This window comes from Streptomyces sp. NBC_00237, assembly GCF_026342435.1.
Taxonomy (GTDB): domain Bacteria; phylum Actinomycetota; class Actinomycetes; order Streptomycetales; family Streptomycetaceae; genus Streptomyces.
Genome location: NZ_JAPEMT010000001.1, coordinates 1,490,470 through 1,507,016 on the forward strand (window position 1 = coordinate 1,490,470; position 16,547 = coordinate 1,507,016).

A 16,547-nucleotide genomic window follows, 5' to 3' on the forward strand; every position below is an offset into this window, starting at 1 on the left:
CTTCGGGGCGACTGCGCTCAGGTGCGGTTACCCGCTCGCTCTGCCCAGCGTGCCGTGGCCGGTACCAGCAGCCCGGAGAGCACGAAGAGGGCGGCCAGGACCAGCCATCCCTGCTTTCCCGCGCTGATGACCGCGATCAGGAGGATCGGGGCAGCCACGCTGGTCGCGGCGCGTCCGGTGGCCAGCATTCCCTGGTACTGGCCGTGCGCGTGAGAGGGCGCGAGTCTGAAGCTGAGTCCCCATTCCCCGGAGACCTGGTGCATCTCGCCCCAGGTGTGGGCAATCATCGCCAGAACGAGGATGGCCGCGGCGAGCAGCGCGCCCACGTCACTGCCGGCTGCCGCGTAGAGCAGGCAGGTGGCAGCGAGGAACAGTCCGGCCCATCGTGAGGAACGTGCCGCGCCGGCCAGACTGTCTCCGCGGGAGCTGGTTTTCAGTTGGAAGAGCACGACCAGCACGGTGTTCATGACGATCAGCGCGCTGAACATCCAGGCCGGGGCGTCGGTGTGCATGACGATCCACAGGGGCAGGGCGATTTCCATCAACCCGCTGTTCAGTGCCAGGAGGGCGTTGAGCCCGGTGAAAGCGAGAAAGGGAAGGTCTGTCAACACCAGTGACATGCGGGCTCGTTGGGGGTGATCTGCGGCGGCGGGCCCCTTCGGGAGGCGGGTCAGGACTGCCGCCGAGGCGACGTACATCAGCGCGGCGCCGACGACGAGGGCCTGGTACGCGGTCCGGGTGTCGATGAAGAGGGCGATGCCGGCGGCTCCCGCACCGACGGAGATTCCGACGTTGGTCACCACTTGGAGGTGAGCACGGGCGGTCACCCGGTCGTCGGGTGCGGCGATGTCCGCGATCAGTGCCGGAAGCACCGTCCGGCAGCCTCGCTGCAGCACTCCCACTACGCAGGCGACGATGACGAAGAGCCAGAACGAGCGGACCCACAAGTAGCACAGTATGGCCGGAATGACCGCTGTGGTCAGGATCAACAGGACACGGTGCGCGCCCTTCCGGTCGGCCACGTGCCCGAGGGGTATGGCGAACAGCAGGCCGGCCAGGCTCGCGATGGTGAGGCCGAGTCCCACCTCGACCAGGCTCAACCCCACCACACGGGTGAAGAACAGGGTGCTGACGGTGACGAACAGTCCGTCACCCATCGTCGTCAGGAGGGTGGAGAACGCCACCTGGCGCACCGGGCCCGCTGCCGGGACGGCGCGCGAGACGAGACGCCGCACACGGGATGCGGGTGCGGACGAGGGTGCGGTCATCGGGCCGTCTGCTCCGTCGGGTTCTCGGCGCTGAAGGTGACGGGCAGCGTGTCGAGGTAGCGCATGGTCGCGGTGCGCCGACGGACCGGTTCCGCGGCCAGCCGCAGCGGGGTAGAGCGTCGCAGGACGCTCTTGATCAGCGCCTGCAAGGTGACCTGGGTGAAGAGGTTGCCGACGCAGGTGTGCGGGCCACGGCCGAACGCCATGTGCTGGTTGGGCTTGCGGTCCAGAAGCAGTTCGTCGGGGCGGGGGAACTGGGCGGGGTCGCGGTTCGCCGCGCCGAAGAGCACCAGTACCACGTCGCCGCGTTCGATGGCGGTGTCACCGATCGTGGTCGAGCGCGTAGCCATACGGCTGGTGCCCTGGACGGAGCAGTCGTACCGCATCAGTTCGTCGAACCCGGTGGCAAAAAGTTCCGGATCGCGCAGCTTTTCCACTGATTCGGGGTGCTGTAGCAGCGCGAGCATCGCATTTCCGGCACCCGAGACGATCGAGCTGTATCCGGACTGGAAAACAACGCGCACGGTATTGCGGACAAAGTGGTCCGGAACCGCTACGGAATCGCGTTTACTGGTTACGTCGGCCAGCATTCCCGGGTTGGGGTCGGCCTCGAACCAGGACTCGACCAGCGAGCTCAACTGGGCTCGCGCCTCAATGCCCTGTTTACGCAGTTCGGCGCGGGTTTTGTCATCCGGTTCCAGTGACGCGTCCATGCTGCGAACAATGGTGTCGGAGATGTTGGAGAATGTGGACAGTTCCGGGCATTGGATGCCCAGCAGGTCCGATATGGTGGCCAGCGCGAGGGGTGCGATGACTTCGGGGATAAGGTCGAATTCGGCCTTGTCGCCCAAATTGTCGAGCGCGGAGTCGACCAGGGCTTCACCCCGCGCGCCGATCGCGTTCAGGTCCCGGCCGCGGAGCGCGTTCATGAACAGGCTGCGGAGCGGGGCATGCTCCGGCGGGTCCAGAGTCTGCAGGCTCAGCCAGGGCTCGGCGACGGTTTCTCCTGCTCGGCGCCAGTCCGTGGCGAACACCTCGGGGTTGAGCAGTACCGACTGGCAGTCCTTGTAGCGCGTCAGCACCCAGCACTCCATCTGGTCGTGCCAGAAGATCGGAGTCGTTGAGCGCAACTCCGCATAGACCCGGTACGGGTCCGCGAGCGTCGCAGCGTCCAGAGGGTTGTACTGCACCGAAGTGGTCATCGCTGTGCCCCAGAATTTCTAAGTTTGACGTCATCCTCTAATGCATGAATGCACGCAGAGAGTCGGGCTCGGGATTCCCCGAGCCCGACTGCTCAAATGCGGTCGCTGGATACAGAGTCGAGCTCTGTCCGCAGACTCGCTGGTGGTCACTGGACTCAGATCATAGATCTGTCCGTGACTCACTAGAATTAGTCGTTGTAACGCATGCCGCCACCCCCGTTTTGTAAGGCGAGTTGAAGGTTTCCCCCGCTTGTGATCACGAAGTTACACCGAGCGATCAAGGGTGTCCACGGGGTTCCATCGTCGAGTTTCGGTCAGAGGGTTGCTCAAATCAGTTGTTCGCGATGCCCGCGCACCAAAATGACCGATTCAGCTGAAGAATGTCATTCCGAATGATTCGCTCTGCGGATTGTTCTTTGCACCCCCTGAATACGGGGCGTATGCGGGCGAATGCGCAGGGCGTTGCTGCGGTTGTCGCGGGGGCCGGGGCCTGGGGATCTGGCGCGATCGTCGATGGCCGGTCGGTCCGGGCCTAGCCGCCAAGGGGCTTACGCGCCTGTCCAGTTGCGGGCGGGCGGCGAGCGTCGACGTGTCGGTGAGGTGGCGTCGGGGTCGGTGTGGGGCGGGTGTTGGTCCCAGACGATGAGGCGGAGGGAGTTGTGGTGGTGGCGCAGGAAGACGTCCAGGTATGCGTCGGAGGTCAACTTGCCCGCCACCGCGATGAATTCGGTGTCGACGAGGGCCAGGATCAGGCCGTACTGGTCGAGGTGGTGGGCGTGGAGCGCTCAGGTGAGGGCGCTGCGGATGCAGTTCGGCGGCCGGAACGTGGCCCGTGCCCAGCTTGAGCACCTGAACGTACTCTCCGAGCGGGAGAACATCACGCTGCGGGTGATCCCCTTCGGCGCCGGGGCCTTTCCCGGCGCGGGGCAGACCGTGAACTACGCCGAGGGGCCGGTTCCTCAGCTGGACACCCTCCGGATAGACAGTACGCACGGTCCCGAATTCCCCTATGGGGATGCCCAGCTCGCGCAGTGCCGTGCACACCTGGACTGGATGGAGCGCCTCGCGCTCGCGCCCGAGAAATCACGGGACTTCATCCGCAACATCGCTCGCGACCTGTGAGGAGACAGCCCATGTCGGAAATCGCCTGGGAAGAACCGTTCTGCGGTGAGGGAGCGAGCTGCTTCCGGCTCGGGACGGACGACGCCGGGAACGGCTACATCGCTGTGCTGGGCGCGGAGGGCACCCCTCTCACCGACACCCGCGAAGCCCTCCGCAACCTCATCCTCGACATCAAGGCGGGCAGGGCCGACCACCTCCTCTGACCAGCGCGGAGCCCCCACCGCTCCCCAGCCGCCCGCACGAGGAGCGCACTCTCACCCGCCCTCCCACCGCCCCCGCAGCACCCGCACCGCCTCCCGGATCGCCGGGCGCCGGGCCGCCCCCACCCGCCACACCGCGTACAGCCTCCGCACCGGCACCGGGTCCAGCCGCACCGTCACCACTCCCTCCGGCAGGAGCCCCCTCCCCAGCCGGGGGATCACCGCGATCCCCAGCCCCGCCGCGATCAGCGCCACCTGGGTGTGGTTCTCCTCCGCCTGGTGCGCGATGTCCGGCTCGTAGCCCGCCTCCCGCAGCGTCCGCATCAGCCAGTCGTGGCACACCGTCCCCGGCGGCTGGCAGATCCACCGCTCCGCCGCCAGCTCCTCCCGGCGGACGTCCGTACGCCCCGCGAATCGGTGCCCCACCGGCACCAGCAGGTCGCAGCGGTCGTCGCCGATCACCGCCTGCTCGACGCCCTCCGGTGCGGGCAGCGGTGCGATGTCCCAGTCGTGGGCGACCGCCAGGTCCAGTACGCCCTTGGCCACCAGGTCCACCGACAGATGCGGATCGACCTCCGTCATCCGTACGTCCAACGCCGGGTGGAGGGCGGCCAGTTCCGCCAGCGCTCCCGGCATCAGCCCCCGCGCCGCCGACGGGAACGCCCCCACCGCCAGCCGCCCGCCCGGCAACCCCCGCCGTTCCTCCAGCGTGGTCTCCGCCTGCTCGACGATGGCCAGCAACTCCTGTGCGGTCGCAGCCAGTTGAACGGCCTCGTCCGTCAGGACGATCCCCCGCCCCCGCCGCTCCACCAGCTTCGTCCGCGTCTCGCGCTCCAGCTTCGCGAGCTGCTGCGAGACGGCGGAGGGGGTGTAGCCGAGCGCGGTCGCGGCGCCCGCCACCGACCCGTGGACGGACACCGCGTGCAGTGCGCGCAGCCGGGCGAGATCGAGCACGAGGGCCTCATTTCGTCAGCAGTGCTTCATCCCACCATGAAGAAGCTCGTGCTGGTGCTAAAGGGTCCCCGGAAGCGACGCTCTCTCCATGCCCTCGCACGTGCCCATGCGCCCCGCGCACATCGCCTTGGCGGTCGTCGTCGCCGCCGTCTGGGGAGTCAACTTCGTCGTCATCGAGGTCGGCCTCTCCCACTTCCCGCCGCTTCTCTTCTCCGCCCTCCGTTTCCTCGCCGCCGCCCTCCCCGCCGTCTTCTTCATCGGCCGCCCGAAGGTGGCGTGGAAGTGGATCATCGGGGTCGGACTCGCCCTGGGCGTCGGCAAGTTCGGGCTGCTCTTCGTCGGGATGGACCAGGGGATGCCCGCCGGGCTCTCCTCCCTCGTCCTCCAGGTGCAGGCCGTCTTCACCGCCGTCATCGCCATGGCGACGCTGGGGGAGCGCCTCACCCGTACCCGGCAGGCGGGAATGCTGGTGGCCCTCGCGGGCATCGGCGTCGCCGCCTACGACGAGGGTGCGAGCGGACCCGTCCTCGCCTTCGTCCTCGTCATCGCTGCCGCCGCCTGCTGGGGCGTCTCCAACGTCCTCACCCGCAGGGCCGCCGCCCCCGACCCCCTGAACTTCATGGTCTGGGTCTCCACCGTCCCCGTCCTCCCCCTCCTCGCCCTCTCCCTCCTCTTCGAGGGCTGGGACCGCGACGTGGCGGCGCTCGCCGCCCTCGACTGGACGGGCGTCGGGATCATCCTCTACGTCGCCTGGGTCGTCACCGTCTTCGGCTTCGGGGCGTGGGGCTTCCTGCTGAGCCGCCACCCCGCCTCCTCCGTCGCCCCCTTCACGCTCCTCGTGCCCGTCTTCGGCATGACGTCGGCGGCTCTGCTGCTCGACGAGCAGGCCAGCGGGTTGCGCTGGGTCGCGGCTGCGCTGCTGGTGGGCGGGGTGGCCCTCGCCCAGTTCCGGTTCACGAGGAAGCCCGCGACGCCAGGTACTCCCGTCCCGCCACCAGCAGGCCCGGCAGCTCCGCCGCCTGCGGATACCACCGCTTCTCGTACTCCCAGCACACCCACACATCAGCCCCACTGAGCTGCGCCAGGCACGCGTCCAGCGGCAGCACTCCACTCCCCAGCGCGAGCGGAGTGGTGTCGTCCGCCGACGCGATGTCCTTCACCTGTACGTAGCCGAGGTGCGGGGCGAGCACCCCGAACGAGGTGACGGGGTCCTCGCCGCCGAGCCACGTGTGCATGACGTCCCACAGCACGCCGACGTCCTTGTGCCCGACGGCGGCGACCACCCGGGCCGCGTCCACGCCCCTGCGGTGCGAGTCGTGCGTCTCCAGCAGGACGCGTACGCCGTACTCGTCGGCGATCTCCGCCGCCGCACCGAGCCGCCTGGCGGCCCGCCCGTCCCCGCCCTCGACGTCGTCCCCGGCCCCCGGAAACACCCGTACGTACGACGCCCCGACGTCCCGCGCCAGCTCCAACAGCCCCCGGATCTCCTCCAGTACGGGCCCGTCCTCACCGGGGGCGGCCACCTGCGCGTACCCGGCGACGGTCAGGATCTCGATCCCGCCCGCCGCGAACGTCTCCACGACCTCCGCCCGCTCCTTCTTCCCGATCCCCGGATGCACCGGCTCCTCCGGGTGCGCCCGCAGCTCCACCCCCTGGAACCCGCACGCCCCCGCCAGCGCGACGACTTCCGACATGGGCATTCCCGGCACCCCGAGGGTGGAAAAGGCGACCTTCACCGTGCGACAACTCCTTCTGTACCTGTCCCGCGTACGTTCCTGCGTACGTGTGCGGCGTACGGATGCGCGGGTCGCGACCTGCACATCATCGGGCGCGACCCCCGTTCCCGGTACCCCCTCGGCCCGGCCGGAACCGCCCCGCCCGGCACCGCGTAGCTCCGCTGCGCACGGGGCAGGACACGGCCATGACCACTACCGCATCCACGCCGTGGCAATTCACCGACTCCCGGGGCCAGTTGGTGACCGCGCCCACCCGCCCCCGCCGTATCGCCGCCTACATCCAGGCGGGCGCGAGCCTGTACGACCACGGTCTGCGCCCCGCCGGAATCTTCGGCTCCTACCACGACGGCCCCACCCCCGACCCGGCCAAGTCGGGCGGCCTGCCCCTTGCCGACGTCACGTACTTCGGAGCGGGCCCGGCCCTGGACCCCGACGCGGTCCTCGCCGCCGGAATCGACCTGCTCGTCGCCGTCAGCTACGGCGGCAGCGCGGTCTACGGCATGGAACCGGACACCGCCAAGCACCTCGAAGAGCACATCCCGACGGTCGTCCTGGACATCGGCCAGGGCCGCTCCCTGACGGAAGTACGGGAATCCTTCCACGCCCTCGCGGAGACCCTCGGCAGCACCGAGCCGCCGGAGGCGGCCCACGAACTCGCCGACGCCCAGGCCAAGCTCAAATCCCTGATCAGCCCCTCCACCCGGCCGCTCCTCGCGCTCTCCCCGGCCGACGACACGGACGTCCACCTGGCCCGCCCGCACGCCTGGCCGGACCTGCGCGCCCTGTCCGCCCTGGGCGTTCCCTTCCTGTCCCCGCCCCCGGAGGGCGGCGTGAACTGGGCGACGGTGCCCTGGGAAAGCGCGGCCGCCCTCACCCTCCACGTGGTCCTCGCGGACACACGCATCAACGCGGCCCCCTTCCCCCCGTCCCGCCTCGGCCCGGACGTCCAGATCCTCCCTTGGAACCCAGAACTCCCGGCAAGCGCAACAGCCCACACAGCCTTCTTCACCACCGTCGCAGAAGCGCCCCTTTAGGGGCGCGGGGCTGTGTCTATGTGCGGCTCCGCCGCGCGGGCGCGACCAGCCACGGGGCCCCCTCTAGGGGCGCGGGGAACTGCGCGACCAGCCACAACGCACCCGCACGCGAACGGGACAGCCGCGCGGCGAGCGCTTTAGGTGAAGGGGCGGGCCAGGGGCACAAACCCCGCCGAAGGCGGGCCGGGGTCCGGGGGCGGAGCCCCCGGTAGTGACGCCGACCACCCACCGGACCCGCACGAATCTCACACCCCCACCTCATGGATCATGCAGGGAGCGCGACGCCCAACCCCCAGGAGACCCTGCCATGCCCCGCCCCATCACCCTCATCACCGGCGGCAGCCGAGGCATCGGAGCCGCAGCCTGCCACCGCCTCGCCGCCGACGGCCACGACATCGCGCTCACCTACGTCCAGGACGAGCCCGCCGCCGAGGAAACCGCCGAAGCCGTCCGCGCCACCGGAGCCCGCTGCCTCGTCGTCCAGGCGGACACCTCCCACGAACCCGACGTCGACCGCCTCTTCGACACGGTCGCCGCCGAACTCGGCCCCCTCACCAACCTCGTCAACAACGCGGGCGTCACCGGCAAGCTCACCTCCCTCGCCGACGCCCCCACCGACGACCTCCGCCGCGTCCTCGACGTCAACGTCCTCGGCACCCTGCTCTGCTGCCGCCGCGCCGTCCGCGACATGACCGCCCACCACACCCGGGGCGCCATCGTCAACGTGTCCTCCGGCGCCGCCACCATCGGCAGCCCCGGCGAGTACGTCCACTACGCCGCTTCGAAGGCCGCCGTCGACACCATCACCCTCGGCCTCTCCAAGGAGCTCGGCCCCGACGGCATCCGCGTCAACGGAGTCGCCCCCGGCCTGACCGACACCGACATGCACGTCACCATGGGCGACCCGGACCGCCCCGCCCGCATGGCCCCCGCCATCCCGCTGCGCCGCGCCGCCGCCCCCTCCGAGATCGCGGCGGGCATCGCCTGGCTCCTGTCCGCCGACGCCTCGTACACAACGGGCACGGTCCTGCGCATCGCGGGCGGCCGCTGAGTTCCGGGGACTTGGGGCCGGGGGACTTGAGGTCCAGGGGTTGAGGTCCGGGGCTCTCGGGGCGTTCGCCTACGCGGCGACGTCCACCCCGTACCCCCGGGCCAGCGTGTCGAGCCCGTGGTCGTACCCCTGCCCCACCGCCCGGAACCGCCAGGCCCCCGCCCGCCGGTAGAACTCGCCGAGCAGCAGGGTCCGTTCGGTGGTCGCGGCGTCCAGAGTGGCCCGGGCGAGCGTCGCCTCGCCGCCGCCCAGTGACGCCGCGATCTGGAGCGGGCCCACGTCGCCGAAGGTCGCGTCGCCGTCGACGGCGGCCGCCACGACCACCCGGGCGGCGGACGGCGGGAGGGCGGCGAGATCGGCGGCGACGGTCTGCTCGGTGGGCCCGTCGGTGAGCAGCCGCACGGTTCCCGCAGGGTTCTCCGGCGCCCCGAGATAGACGAAGTCCTCGTCGAACGCGACCTGTTCGTCCTCGTCCAGCACGAAGGCGACGACATCGATCCCGCACACCGTGCGCGAGCCCCACGTGGCGGTCACCGCGAGCGGAGTCCCCGCCCGCAGCGCGGGCAGGTCCATCACCCCGCCCCTCGGCATGACCTGCGGCGCGTGCGGGCGGAAGGCCGAGAGGAAGGCCGAGAGGAAGGGGTGAAGGTCATGAGGAAAAGAATGGAGTGGTGGAAGGGTCCTCTCAAGCGGAATGCCGCTTTATCCCCTTTGTGCGACCGTGCTCGCGCACCGCCCCCGTCGACCCCCTCACCACCAGCTCCGCCGCAACCTCCTCCACCCCACCGGTCCCACCGGCCCCGCCCGCCCCGCTCGCCAGCACCCCCGCCCGCGCCCCCGCCTCATACAACGGCAGTCGTACGGTCGTCAGTGCCGGGACGGTGTCCGTCGCCGACGGCAGGTCGTCGAAACCGGCCACCGAGAGGTCGTCGGGGATGCGCAGCCCCCGCTCCCGCGCCGCCGCGCAGACCCCGAGCGCGATGGTGTCGTTTGCGGCCACGACGGCAGTCAAGTCCGGTGCCAGGGTGAGGAGTTGCTCGGCGCGCTCCCGGCCGGTGGCCCGGTCGTAGGACCCGTGCAGCGTGAGCGCCGGATCGTCCTCGACGCCCGCCGCGGAGAGGGCCTCCCGGTGCCCCTCCAGGCGGTGCCGCGTCGTGGTGCGCTCGGCGGGCCCGGCGACGTAACCGATCCGGCGGTGGCCGAGGGAGAGCAGGTGCTCGGTGAGGCGGCGCGCTCCGGAGCGGTTGTCGAAGGAGAGCGTGGCGGAGACCGCCGCCCCCTCGGCCGGGGGGAGCGCGGGCCGCCCGCACAGGACGATGCGCGTGCCCCCCGCCGCCAGCCTGGCGAGCTTCGCCGCGACCGCCGCCGAGTGCTCCGGGTCCTCGATCGCGCCGCCGGTCAGGATGACGGCCGCCGCGCGCTGGCGCTGGAGGAGGGTGAGGTAGGTGAGCTCGCGGGCGGGGGAGCCGCCGGTGTTGCAGACGACGGCGAGGCGCTCCGCGTTCGTACGGACGGGAGCGGTGGCGGCGCCGGAGCCGTCGGCTCCGGCGGGCGGCGTGTTGATGTGCGCCTGGGCCGCGCCCGCCATGATCCCGAAGAACGGGTCCGCGATGTCGTTGACCAGGATGCCGACCAGGTCGGACGTCGCGGCGGCCAGCGCGCTGGCGGGCCCGTTCACCACGTAGTCCAGCTCGGCCACCGCCCGCAGCACGCGCTCGCGCGTGGCCGCCGCCACCGGGTAATTGCCGTTCAGCACCCGGGACACGGTGGCCGGGGACACCTGGGCGTGCTCCGCCACGTCCGCCAACGTCACTGTCATCGCGCCGCCCTCATCCGCCTTCGTTCGTCTGCGTCCGGTGTTCACCCGGTCTTCGTCGGGTTTCCGGCCGGTCTCCGTGCGTCTGGTCGCCGGGGTCATCTGGTCGGCCTCCGGGGCTTGTCGCACTGCCGTGCACAGGTTAGCTTCTTGGCTCGTAGCGCATAGAAAGCGCTTTCTACCTGTTTTCGGCGTGCTTTCTACGTGCTTCCTGCGCGCTCTCTCAGCGCCATGAGCGGCACAAACGGCAATGGCCGCGAGCGCGTGGCGGCCGTACGAAGAGGATCTGGGGACTGACGTGACACGCAAGACAGTGCGGATCGCCATGAACGGCGTGACCGGACGCATGGGCTACCGCCAGCACCTCGTACGGTCCGTCCTCGCGATCCGCGAGCAGGGCGGACTCGACCTCGGCGACGGCACCGTCCTGTGGCCCGAGCCCGTCCTCGTCGGCCGCCGCGAACACGCCCTGAAGGCGATAGCCGAGCGGCACGGCATCGAGGAGTGGTCCACGGACCTCGAAGCCGTACTCGCCGACGAGTCCATCGACATCTACTTCGACGCCCAGGTCACCTCGGCCCGCGAGGACGCCCTCAAGCAGGCGATAGCCGCGGGCAAGCACCTCTACACCGAGAAGCCGACCGCCACGGGCGTCGAAGGCGCGCTGGAACTGGTCCGGCTCGCCCGCGCCGCCGGGATCAAGCACGGCGTCGTCCAGGACAAGATCTTCCTCCCCGGCCTGCTGAAGCTGAAGCGCCTCATCGACGGCGGCTTCTTCGGCGAAATCCTGTCCGTACGGGGCGAGTTCGGCTACTGGGTCTTCGAGGGCGACTGGCAGGAAGCGCAGCGCCCTTCCTGGAACTACCGCTCGGAGGACGGCGGCGGCATCGTCGTCGACATGTTCCCGCACTGGGAGTACGTCCTGCACGAACTCTTCGGCCGCGTCACCTCCGTCACCGCCCAGGTCGCCACGCACGTCCCGCAGCGCTGGGACGAGCACGGCAAGCCGTACGACGCGACCGCCGACGACTCCGCGTACGGCATCTTCCAGCTTCAGGGCGGCGCGATCGCCCAGATCAACTCCTCCTGGTCGGTCCGTGTCAACCGCGACGAACTGGTCGAGTTCCAGGTCGACGGCACCCATGGCTCCGCCGTGGCCGGGCTGCGCAACTGCCGTGTCCAGCACCGCTCTTCGACCCCCAAGCCGGTCTGGAACCCCGACCTCCCGGTCACCGAGTCCTTCCGCGACCAGTGGCAGGAAGTCCCCGACAACGCGGCCTTCGACAACGGCTTCAAGGCGCAGTGGGAGCTGTTCCTGCGCCACGTCGTCCTCGACGAGCCGTACACCTGGGACCTCCTCGCGGGCGCACGCGGCGTCCAGCTCGCCGAGCTGGGCCTCAAGTCCTCGGCGGAGGGCCGCCGTTACGACGTCCCGGAGCTGACCCTGTGAGCGCGCTGATCCTGCCGGTGGCGGGCGGGGGCGAGACCGGGGACGCATGTTCCCCGCGCGCCGGGGCCTCGGCCGGGTCCCGCCGTCGCGATGCTCCGGAGCTGACCCCGTGAGCGCGCGGAACCTGACCCGGTCGGTGCCGGGCGACGCGCCGTTCCCCGCCTCGGCCCCCCGATTCTCGCCCAAGTCCGCGCCCGGCGACCGCCGTTACGACACCTCGGAGCTGATCCCGTGAGCACCCTCACTCTCACCCTCCCCGTCGCGGGCGGCGGAACGTACACCCACACCCCCCGCACCGAGCCGTCCTCACACGTCGCCGGGCGCGCCCCCCTCGTCTCCCGTACGGTCTTCTCCGCAGCCCACGTGGTCGCCGACCCCTACGCGGACACGTCCCCCGACGCTCCGGCGGCCGTCGACTGGGACGCCACCCTCGCGTTCCGCCGTCACCTGTGGTCGCACGGCCTCGGAGTCGCCGAGGCCATGGACACCGCGCAGCGCGGCATGGGCCTGGACTGGGCGGGGGCGGCGGAGCTGATCCGCCGCTCGGCCGCCGAGGCGAAGTCGGTGGGCGGCGCGATAGCGTGCGGCGTCGGTACCGACCAACTCCCCCCAGGCGCACATGACCTGGCGACGGTGACGGCCGCCTACGAGGAACAGCTCGCCCTCGTCGAGTCGACCGGCTCCCAGGCCGTCCTGATGGCCTCCCGCGCCCTCGCGGCGGCGGCTCGCGGCCCCGAGGACTACCTCGCCACCTACGGCCACCTCGTCCGCCAGGCCACGGAACCGGTCGTCCTGCACTGGCTGGGCCCGATGTTCGACCCGGCCCTGGACGGCTACTGGGGCTCCCGCGACCTGGACGCGGCGACCGAGACCTTCCTTCAGGTCATCGCCGCCCACCCCGACAAGGTCGACGGCATCAAGGTGTCGCTCCTCGACGCCCAGCGCGAGATCGATCTGCGCCGCCGCCTGCCGGAGGGCGTGCGCTGTTACACGGGCGACGACTTCCACTACCCCGAACTGATCGCGGGCGACGAACAGGGCTTCTCCCACGCCCTGTTGGGCATCTTCGACCCGCTCGGCCCACTGGCCGCCGAAGCGGTCCGCGTCCTCGACACGGGCGACGCGGCGGCCTTCCGCAAGCTCCTCGACCCCACCGTCGCCCTCTCCCGCCACCTCTTCCAGCCCCCCACCCGCTTCTACAAGACGGGCGTCGTCCTGCTCGCCTGGCTGGCGGGCCACCAGTCCCACTTCACGATGGTCGGCGGCCTCCAGTCGGCCCGCTCCCTCCCGCACCTGGCCCGCGCCTACGAACTGGCCGACGGGGTGGGCCTGTTCCCGGACCCCGCCCTGGCCGCGTCCCGCATGCGCGCCCTGCTCACCGTCCACGGAGTCCCCCAGTGACCGCCGCATCCCCGTCCCGCCTGAGCATCAATCAAGAAACCATCAAGCAATGGTCGTTGGAGGAGCTGGCCGAGGGCTGCACCTCGGCCGGAATCTCCCGGGTCGGCCTCTGGCGGTCCCCCGTCCAGGAGTACGGAGTCGAGCGCGCGGCCAAGCTGATGCGGGACGCCGGGCTCTCGGTGACGAGCCTGTGCCGGGGCGGTTTCCTCACGGCCACCGACCCGGAACTGCGCACCGCAGCCCTCGACGACAACCGCCTCGCCATCGACGAGGCGGCCACCCTGGGCACGGACACCCTGGTCCTGGTCTCCGGCGGACTCCCGCCCGGCGCGCGGGACTTGGCTGCCGCCCGCGAACGCATAGCCGACGCGCTCGCGATCCTGGCCCCGTACGCCTTCGCGTGCGGTGTCCGCCTCGCCATCGAACCCCTCCACCCGATGTTCGCCTCGGACCGCTGCGTGGTGTCGACCCTGGGTCAGGCCCTGGATCTGGCGGAACGCTTCCCCGCCTCCCACGTCGGAGTGGTGGTCGACACCTACCACGTCTGGTGGGACGACCAGGCCCCCGCGCAGATCGCGCGGGCGGGCGCGACCGGCCGCATCCACTCCTTCCAGGTCGCGGACTGGATCACCCCACTCCCAGCAGGAGTCCTCCTGGGCAGGGGCAAACTGGGCGACGGCAGCATCGACCTGCGGGCCTTCCGGTCCATGGTCGACGCGACGGGCTTCACCGGCCCGATCGAGGTCGAGATCTTCAACGAGTCCCTGTGGGCCCGCCCCGGCCCGGAGGTCCTGACGGAGATCGTGGAGCGGTACCGGCAGCACGTGCTGGAGTAGCGAACGCCGAATCGAACGCCCAGAGGCCCTGACGTGCGCCGTCTTGCGGACGTCAGGGCCTCGTGCGGTCCGCTCAGTGGCGGTGCGGGAATCAGTGGCGGGGCGTCGTCGTCCGGCGGATCGTCCAGAGCAACAAGGCGCCCATGGCGACGAGAACGCCCGCGACCGGCAGCAGGGGGCCTGCGGTGTCCGCGCCGGTGTGCGCGAGGCCCCCGCCTCCGCCGCCGTGCCCGCCGCCCCCGTGGGGCTTGCCGCCGTCAGTGGGCTTGCCGGAATGGGTCGGGGTCGGCGTCGGGGTGGGGGTCGGCGTGGGGGTGGGGGTCGGGGTCGGCGTCGGGGTGGGCGTGGGGGTCGGCGTTGGGGTAGGAGTCGGGGTGGGCGTGGGGGTCGGCGTTGGGGTAGGAGTCGGCGTGGGTGTCGGCGTCGGCTCGGGGACGCAGTGTGCGAGTACGTCGCCGAGGCGCAGATCCAATACCTGCCCGGTGTACACGGTCGCGCCCGCCTTGTTCTTCAGCACGGCGTCGGCGGTGATGTCCACGCCCGCCCGCGCCGTGCCGACCCGGGACGCCGCGGCGCCCGGCGGATCCTGGTACGGCTGGTAGGTGATGGTCACCGTGCTCGGCCCGAGCTCGGCCGGGCGGCCCAGGTCCGCACCGGAGACGTCCAGGGTCGTCGTGCCCACCGGAATCTGTCGGCCGAACGCCTCGATCACGCCCGCCGCGGTCCTCGCGTACGCGAGCGCGAAGGGGCCCACCGGAGGTGGCACGCACTCCGCGTACGTGTCCAGGCTGCTCACCGAACCACCGGGCGCGGAGGGGGAGCGGGCGATGGTCAGGAAGCTCCGCTGGGTGCCGAGCGTGAGGTCGAGCGCCGTCAACTGGGCCTGTGCGTAAGCCTTTCCGGACTGGCTGGAGGTCCGGCTCACCTCGGTGCCCCGGATCGTGACGTGCCGCAGCACGCCGTCCGGGTCGGAGAAGTCGCCCGCGTCCTCGGCGGGAACGCCCTCGGACTGCGAGGTGCCGTAGCGGCCGGAGAAGGCGGTCAGCCCGAGCGGCGCGACGGTCGGGAAATTCAGGCGGACCAGCGTCGCGTCGGCGCCCTGGTCCTGGTGGGGCGCCGCGATCGACAGGGCACGCGCAGCGCCCAGAGCCGCAGCGCCCGGCCCGCTCCCGGCGAACGGGTTCACAGCGACCAGGGTGAAGGTCGCGGCCACCGTGGCCGCACCCACCGCCGCACGTCGTGCCCGGTGCCGTCTGACTGGAATGGCTGGATGCGTCACAGGGGACATTTGCGCACAAAGCGCATGATCACAGAAAGAGACGCACCGAGCGGGCCACCGAACGAACGGTCGCACTACTCCTTCTGTGTCCCGCCCTGCGGCACTACTTCTTCCCGCCGCCCAGCACCTGCCCCAGCAGGTCCCCGAGTCCGCCGCCCGCACTCCCGGCCGGAGCAGCCCCCGCCGCCCCCGGATTCCTCTTCTCCGTGGCCCGCTTCGTCAGGACCGCCAGCACCACCGGCAGTGCGATCTCGATGGCTCGGGTGACGCTCGCCGCAGGCAGCCCGGTCTTCTTCGCCACGGCATTGGCCACCGGCTTGGCCATCTTCCCGAGCATCCCGGCCATCATCCCGCCGCCGACCAGCCCACCCAGCCCCCCGCCGAGCGTCGCCACCCCCTGAAGGGGCGGATCAGCGGCCTCCGCAAGGGCCGTCCGCACCTCTTCGGCCTCCTCCGGAGTCGCGTTCTCGGCCTTCTCCGCGAGCCCGCCCGCAAAGGCGTCCGCCGTGGACGCGACCACGCTCTGGGCGCCCGCCGCATCCGTGCCGAGCAGCCCGGCGATCTCAGTGAGCCGTTCGTCGCCCAGCTCGCTGAGCACTTCCTGCTGAAAGGAGTCGTCGTTCATACCGGAAACGCTACGTCTGCACCCAAATGTCGGCACCTTATGACCACCCAAAGAAAACCCCGCTCCCGTACAACCCTCCGCCCCCTTCGCGGGTCATACGTGGCATCAGGACTTCCGGGGGAATCCGGGGGGATTCGGGGGAGACCTGACAAGGGGGGACTCCGAGGGGCCCGGTCGACGGACCGGGCCCCTCGGCTTGTGCACAGGAGGCTTCTCGCTCCGGCCCGCCGGATTCACCCATCCCGAGATCAGCGAAGGCCAGTTCGTCATGACGATGAGTCCGCGGCCCCGGCACCAGGCCACCGCCAAGGACCTGCTCCAAGGCTGACAAGGGTGCCGAGGAGGGCAGGGCCCTCGCCGCTTGAGGGCCCCGCACGTCGGGCGGCGGCGAATCCGCCCTTCACGGCCCCCACGAAGGACGACCACCCCTCGGCGGTGAAGCGCACGGCCGGTCCGGTCACGCCCATGCTGGCCCGCACCGGCACGTCGCCGTACCCACGCGCCACTTCCAGGCACTCGCCCTGATCGCCACCGCTCCGGGAGTTGTCCACAGCCCGTCCGCACTGTCGTACC

Annotated in this window: 16 protein-coding genes and 3 pseudogenes; 9 read left to right on the forward strand and 10 right to left on the reverse strand. The window is 70.9% G+C overall.

The features are described 5' to 3' along the window. Nucleotides 1-17: 17 nt before the first annotated feature. The 3 genes from OG897_RS06595 to OG897_RS06605 form a co-directional block, all read right to left on the reverse strand. Nucleotides 18-1,268 carry an MFS transporter gene (locus OG897_RS06595; RefSeq protein ID WP_266653777.1) on the reverse strand — a complete coding sequence of 417 codons (1,251 nt, stop codon included), beginning with the start codon at nucleotides 1,266-1,268 and terminating at the stop codon, nucleotides 18-20. After that, nucleotides 1,265-2,470: a cytochrome P450 gene (locus OG897_RS06600; protein WP_266653779.1), complete on the reverse strand. Its 1,206-nt coding sequence runs from the start codon at nucleotides 2,468-2,470 to the stop codon at nucleotides 1,265-1,267. The genes OG897_RS06595 and OG897_RS06600 overlap by 4 nt, the downstream gene beginning before the upstream one ends. A gap of 548 nt (nucleotides 2,471-3,018) precedes the next feature. Then, nucleotides 3,019-3,174, reverse strand: a complete 156-nt coding sequence (locus tag OG897_RS06605) for a hypothetical protein (protein ID WP_266653781.1) — start codon at nucleotides 3,172-3,174, stop codon at nucleotides 3,019-3,021. 91 nt (nucleotides 3,175-3,265) lie between these two features. On the opposite strand from OG897_RS06605, the pseudogene OG897_RS06610 reads away from it, so the two are divergent. After that, nucleotides 3,266-3,592 (forward strand): annotated as a pseudogene (locus OG897_RS06610) (Scr1 family TA system antitoxin-like transcriptional regulator); the annotation flags it as partial. Between the two features lie 11 nt (nucleotides 3,593-3,603). Further along, complete coding sequence (locus tag OG897_RS06615) at nucleotides 3,604-3,795, forward strand: hypothetical protein (protein WP_266653783.1); 192 nt, start codon at nucleotides 3,604-3,606, stop codon at nucleotides 3,793-3,795. 51 nt (nucleotides 3,796-3,846) lie between these two features. On the opposite strand, the gene OG897_RS06620 is transcribed toward OG897_RS06615, so the two are convergent. Next, entirely contained in the window at nucleotides 3,847-4,746 is a 900-nt protein-coding gene (locus OG897_RS06620; protein ID WP_266653785.1) for a LysR family transcriptional regulator, read from the reverse strand. A gap of 106 nt (nucleotides 4,747-4,852) precedes the next feature. Here OG897_RS06620 and OG897_RS06625 point away from each other — a divergent pair. Continuing rightward, a pseudogene (locus tag OG897_RS06625) lies at nucleotides 4,853-5,686 on the forward strand (EamA family transporter); the annotation flags it as partial. Nucleotides 5,687-5,699: 13 nt separating this feature from the next. Here OG897_RS06625 and OG897_RS06630 read toward each other — a convergent pair. Then, nucleotides 5,700-6,482, reverse strand: a complete 783-nt coding sequence (locus OG897_RS06630) for a sugar phosphate isomerase/epimerase family protein (protein ID WP_323187992.1) — start codon at nucleotides 6,480-6,482, stop codon at nucleotides 5,700-5,702. Nucleotides 6,483-6,667: 185 nt separating this feature from the next. On the opposite strand from OG897_RS06630, the gene OG897_RS06635 reads away from it, so the two are divergent. Together OG897_RS06635 and OG897_RS06640 are read left to right on the forward strand one after the other, a co-directional pair. Further along, nucleotides 6,668-7,516, forward strand: a complete 849-nt coding sequence (locus tag OG897_RS06635) for an ABC transporter substrate-binding protein (protein WP_266653787.1) — start codon at nucleotides 6,668-6,670, stop codon at nucleotides 7,514-7,516. Nucleotides 7,517-7,823: 307 nt separating this feature from the next. Then, nucleotides 7,824-8,567: an SDR family oxidoreductase gene (locus OG897_RS06640; RefSeq protein ID WP_266653789.1), complete on the forward strand. Its 744-nt coding sequence runs from the start codon at nucleotides 7,824-7,826 to the stop codon at nucleotides 8,565-8,567. Between the two features lie 69 nt (nucleotides 8,568-8,636). On the opposite strand, the pseudogene OG897_RS06645 reads toward OG897_RS06640, so the two are convergent. Beyond that, nucleotides 8,637-9,167: pseudogene (locus OG897_RS06645) on the reverse strand (TerD family protein); the annotation flags it as partial. Nucleotides 9,168-9,252: 85 nt separating this feature from the next. Continuing rightward, complete coding sequence (locus OG897_RS06650; RefSeq protein WP_266653791.1) at nucleotides 9,253-10,386, reverse strand: LacI family DNA-binding transcriptional regulator; 1,134 nt, start codon at nucleotides 10,384-10,386, stop codon at nucleotides 9,253-9,255. Nucleotides 10,387-10,681: 295 nt separating this feature from the next. Between OG897_RS06650 and OG897_RS06655 the strand changes: the two genes are divergently transcribed. The 4 genes from OG897_RS06655 (at nucleotide 10,682) to OG897_RS06670 (ending at nucleotide 14,070) form a co-directional block, all read left to right on the forward strand. Then, nucleotides 10,682-11,833, forward strand: coding sequence for a Gfo/Idh/MocA family protein (locus OG897_RS06655; RefSeq protein WP_266653793.1), 1,152 nt, complete (start codon nucleotides 10,682-10,684; stop codon nucleotides 11,831-11,833). 109 nt (nucleotides 11,834-11,942) lie between these two features. After that, nucleotides 11,943-12,068, forward strand: a complete 126-nt coding sequence (locus OG897_RS06660; protein WP_266653795.1) for a hypothetical protein — start codon at nucleotides 11,943-11,945, stop codon at nucleotides 12,066-12,068. After that, entirely contained in the window at nucleotides 12,065-13,234 is a 1,170-nt protein-coding gene (locus OG897_RS06665; protein ID WP_266653797.1) for a dihydrodipicolinate synthase family protein, read from the forward strand. The genes OG897_RS06660 and OG897_RS06665 overlap by 4 nt, the downstream gene beginning before the upstream one ends. Then, nucleotides 13,231-14,070: a sugar phosphate isomerase/epimerase gene (locus OG897_RS06670; RefSeq protein ID WP_266653799.1), complete on the forward strand. Its 840-nt coding sequence runs from the start codon at nucleotides 13,231-13,233 to the stop codon at nucleotides 14,068-14,070. The genes OG897_RS06665 and OG897_RS06670 overlap by 4 nt, the downstream gene beginning before the upstream one ends. A 91-nt stretch (nucleotides 14,071-14,161) precedes the next feature. Here OG897_RS06670 and OG897_RS06675 read toward each other — a convergent pair whose 3' ends face one another. From OG897_RS06675 to OG897_RS40775, 3 genes are all read right to left on the reverse strand, one after another. Continuing rightward, the gene (locus tag OG897_RS06675) at nucleotides 14,162-15,283 is read right to left on the reverse strand and encodes a hypothetical protein (RefSeq protein ID WP_266653801.1); all 1,122 of its coding nucleotides are present in this window, start codon (nucleotides 15,281-15,283) and stop codon (nucleotides 14,162-14,164) included. A gap of 169 nt (nucleotides 15,284-15,452) precedes the next feature. Further along, the gene (locus OG897_RS06680; RefSeq protein WP_266653803.1) at nucleotides 15,453-15,974 is read right to left on the reverse strand and encodes a DUF937 domain-containing protein; all 522 of its coding nucleotides are present in this window, start codon (nucleotides 15,972-15,974) and stop codon (nucleotides 15,453-15,455) included. Nucleotides 15,975-16,240: 266 nt separating this feature from the next. After that, complete coding sequence (locus tag OG897_RS40775) at nucleotides 16,241-16,525, reverse strand: DUF397 domain-containing protein (RefSeq protein ID WP_323187993.1); 285 nt, start codon at nucleotides 16,523-16,525, stop codon at nucleotides 16,241-16,243. Between the last annotated feature and the right edge of the window lie 22 nt (nucleotides 16,526-16,547).

Bases quoted from the DNA above. Each gene is read 5' to 3' on its own strand.
- OG897_RS06640 (WP_266653789.1), top strand. From the start codon at position 7,824: ATGCCCCGCCCCATCACCCTCATCACCGGCGGCAGCCGAGGCATCGGA.
- OG897_RS06615 (WP_266653783.1), top strand. From the start codon at position 3,604: ATGTCGGAAATCGCCTGGGAAGAACCGTTCTGCGGTGAGGGAGCGAGC.
- OG897_RS06595 (WP_266653777.1), bottom strand. From the start codon at position 1,268: ATGACCGCACCCTCGTCCGCACCCGCATCCCGTGTGCGGCGTCTCGTC.
- OG897_RS06650 (WP_266653791.1), bottom strand. From the start codon at position 10,386: ATGACAGTGACGTTGGCGGACGTGGCGGAGCACGCCCAGGTGTCCCCG.
- OG897_RS06600 (WP_266653779.1), bottom strand. From the start codon at position 2,470: ATGACCACTTCGGTGCAGTACAACCCTCTGGACGCTGCGACGCTCGCG.
- OG897_RS06680 (WP_266653803.1), bottom strand. From the start codon at position 15,974: ATGAACGACGACTCCTTTCAGCAGGAAGTGCTCAGCGAGCTGGGCGAC.
- OG897_RS06635 (WP_266653787.1), top strand. From the start codon at position 6,668: ATGACCACTACCGCATCCACGCCGTGGCAATTCACCGACTCCCGGGGC.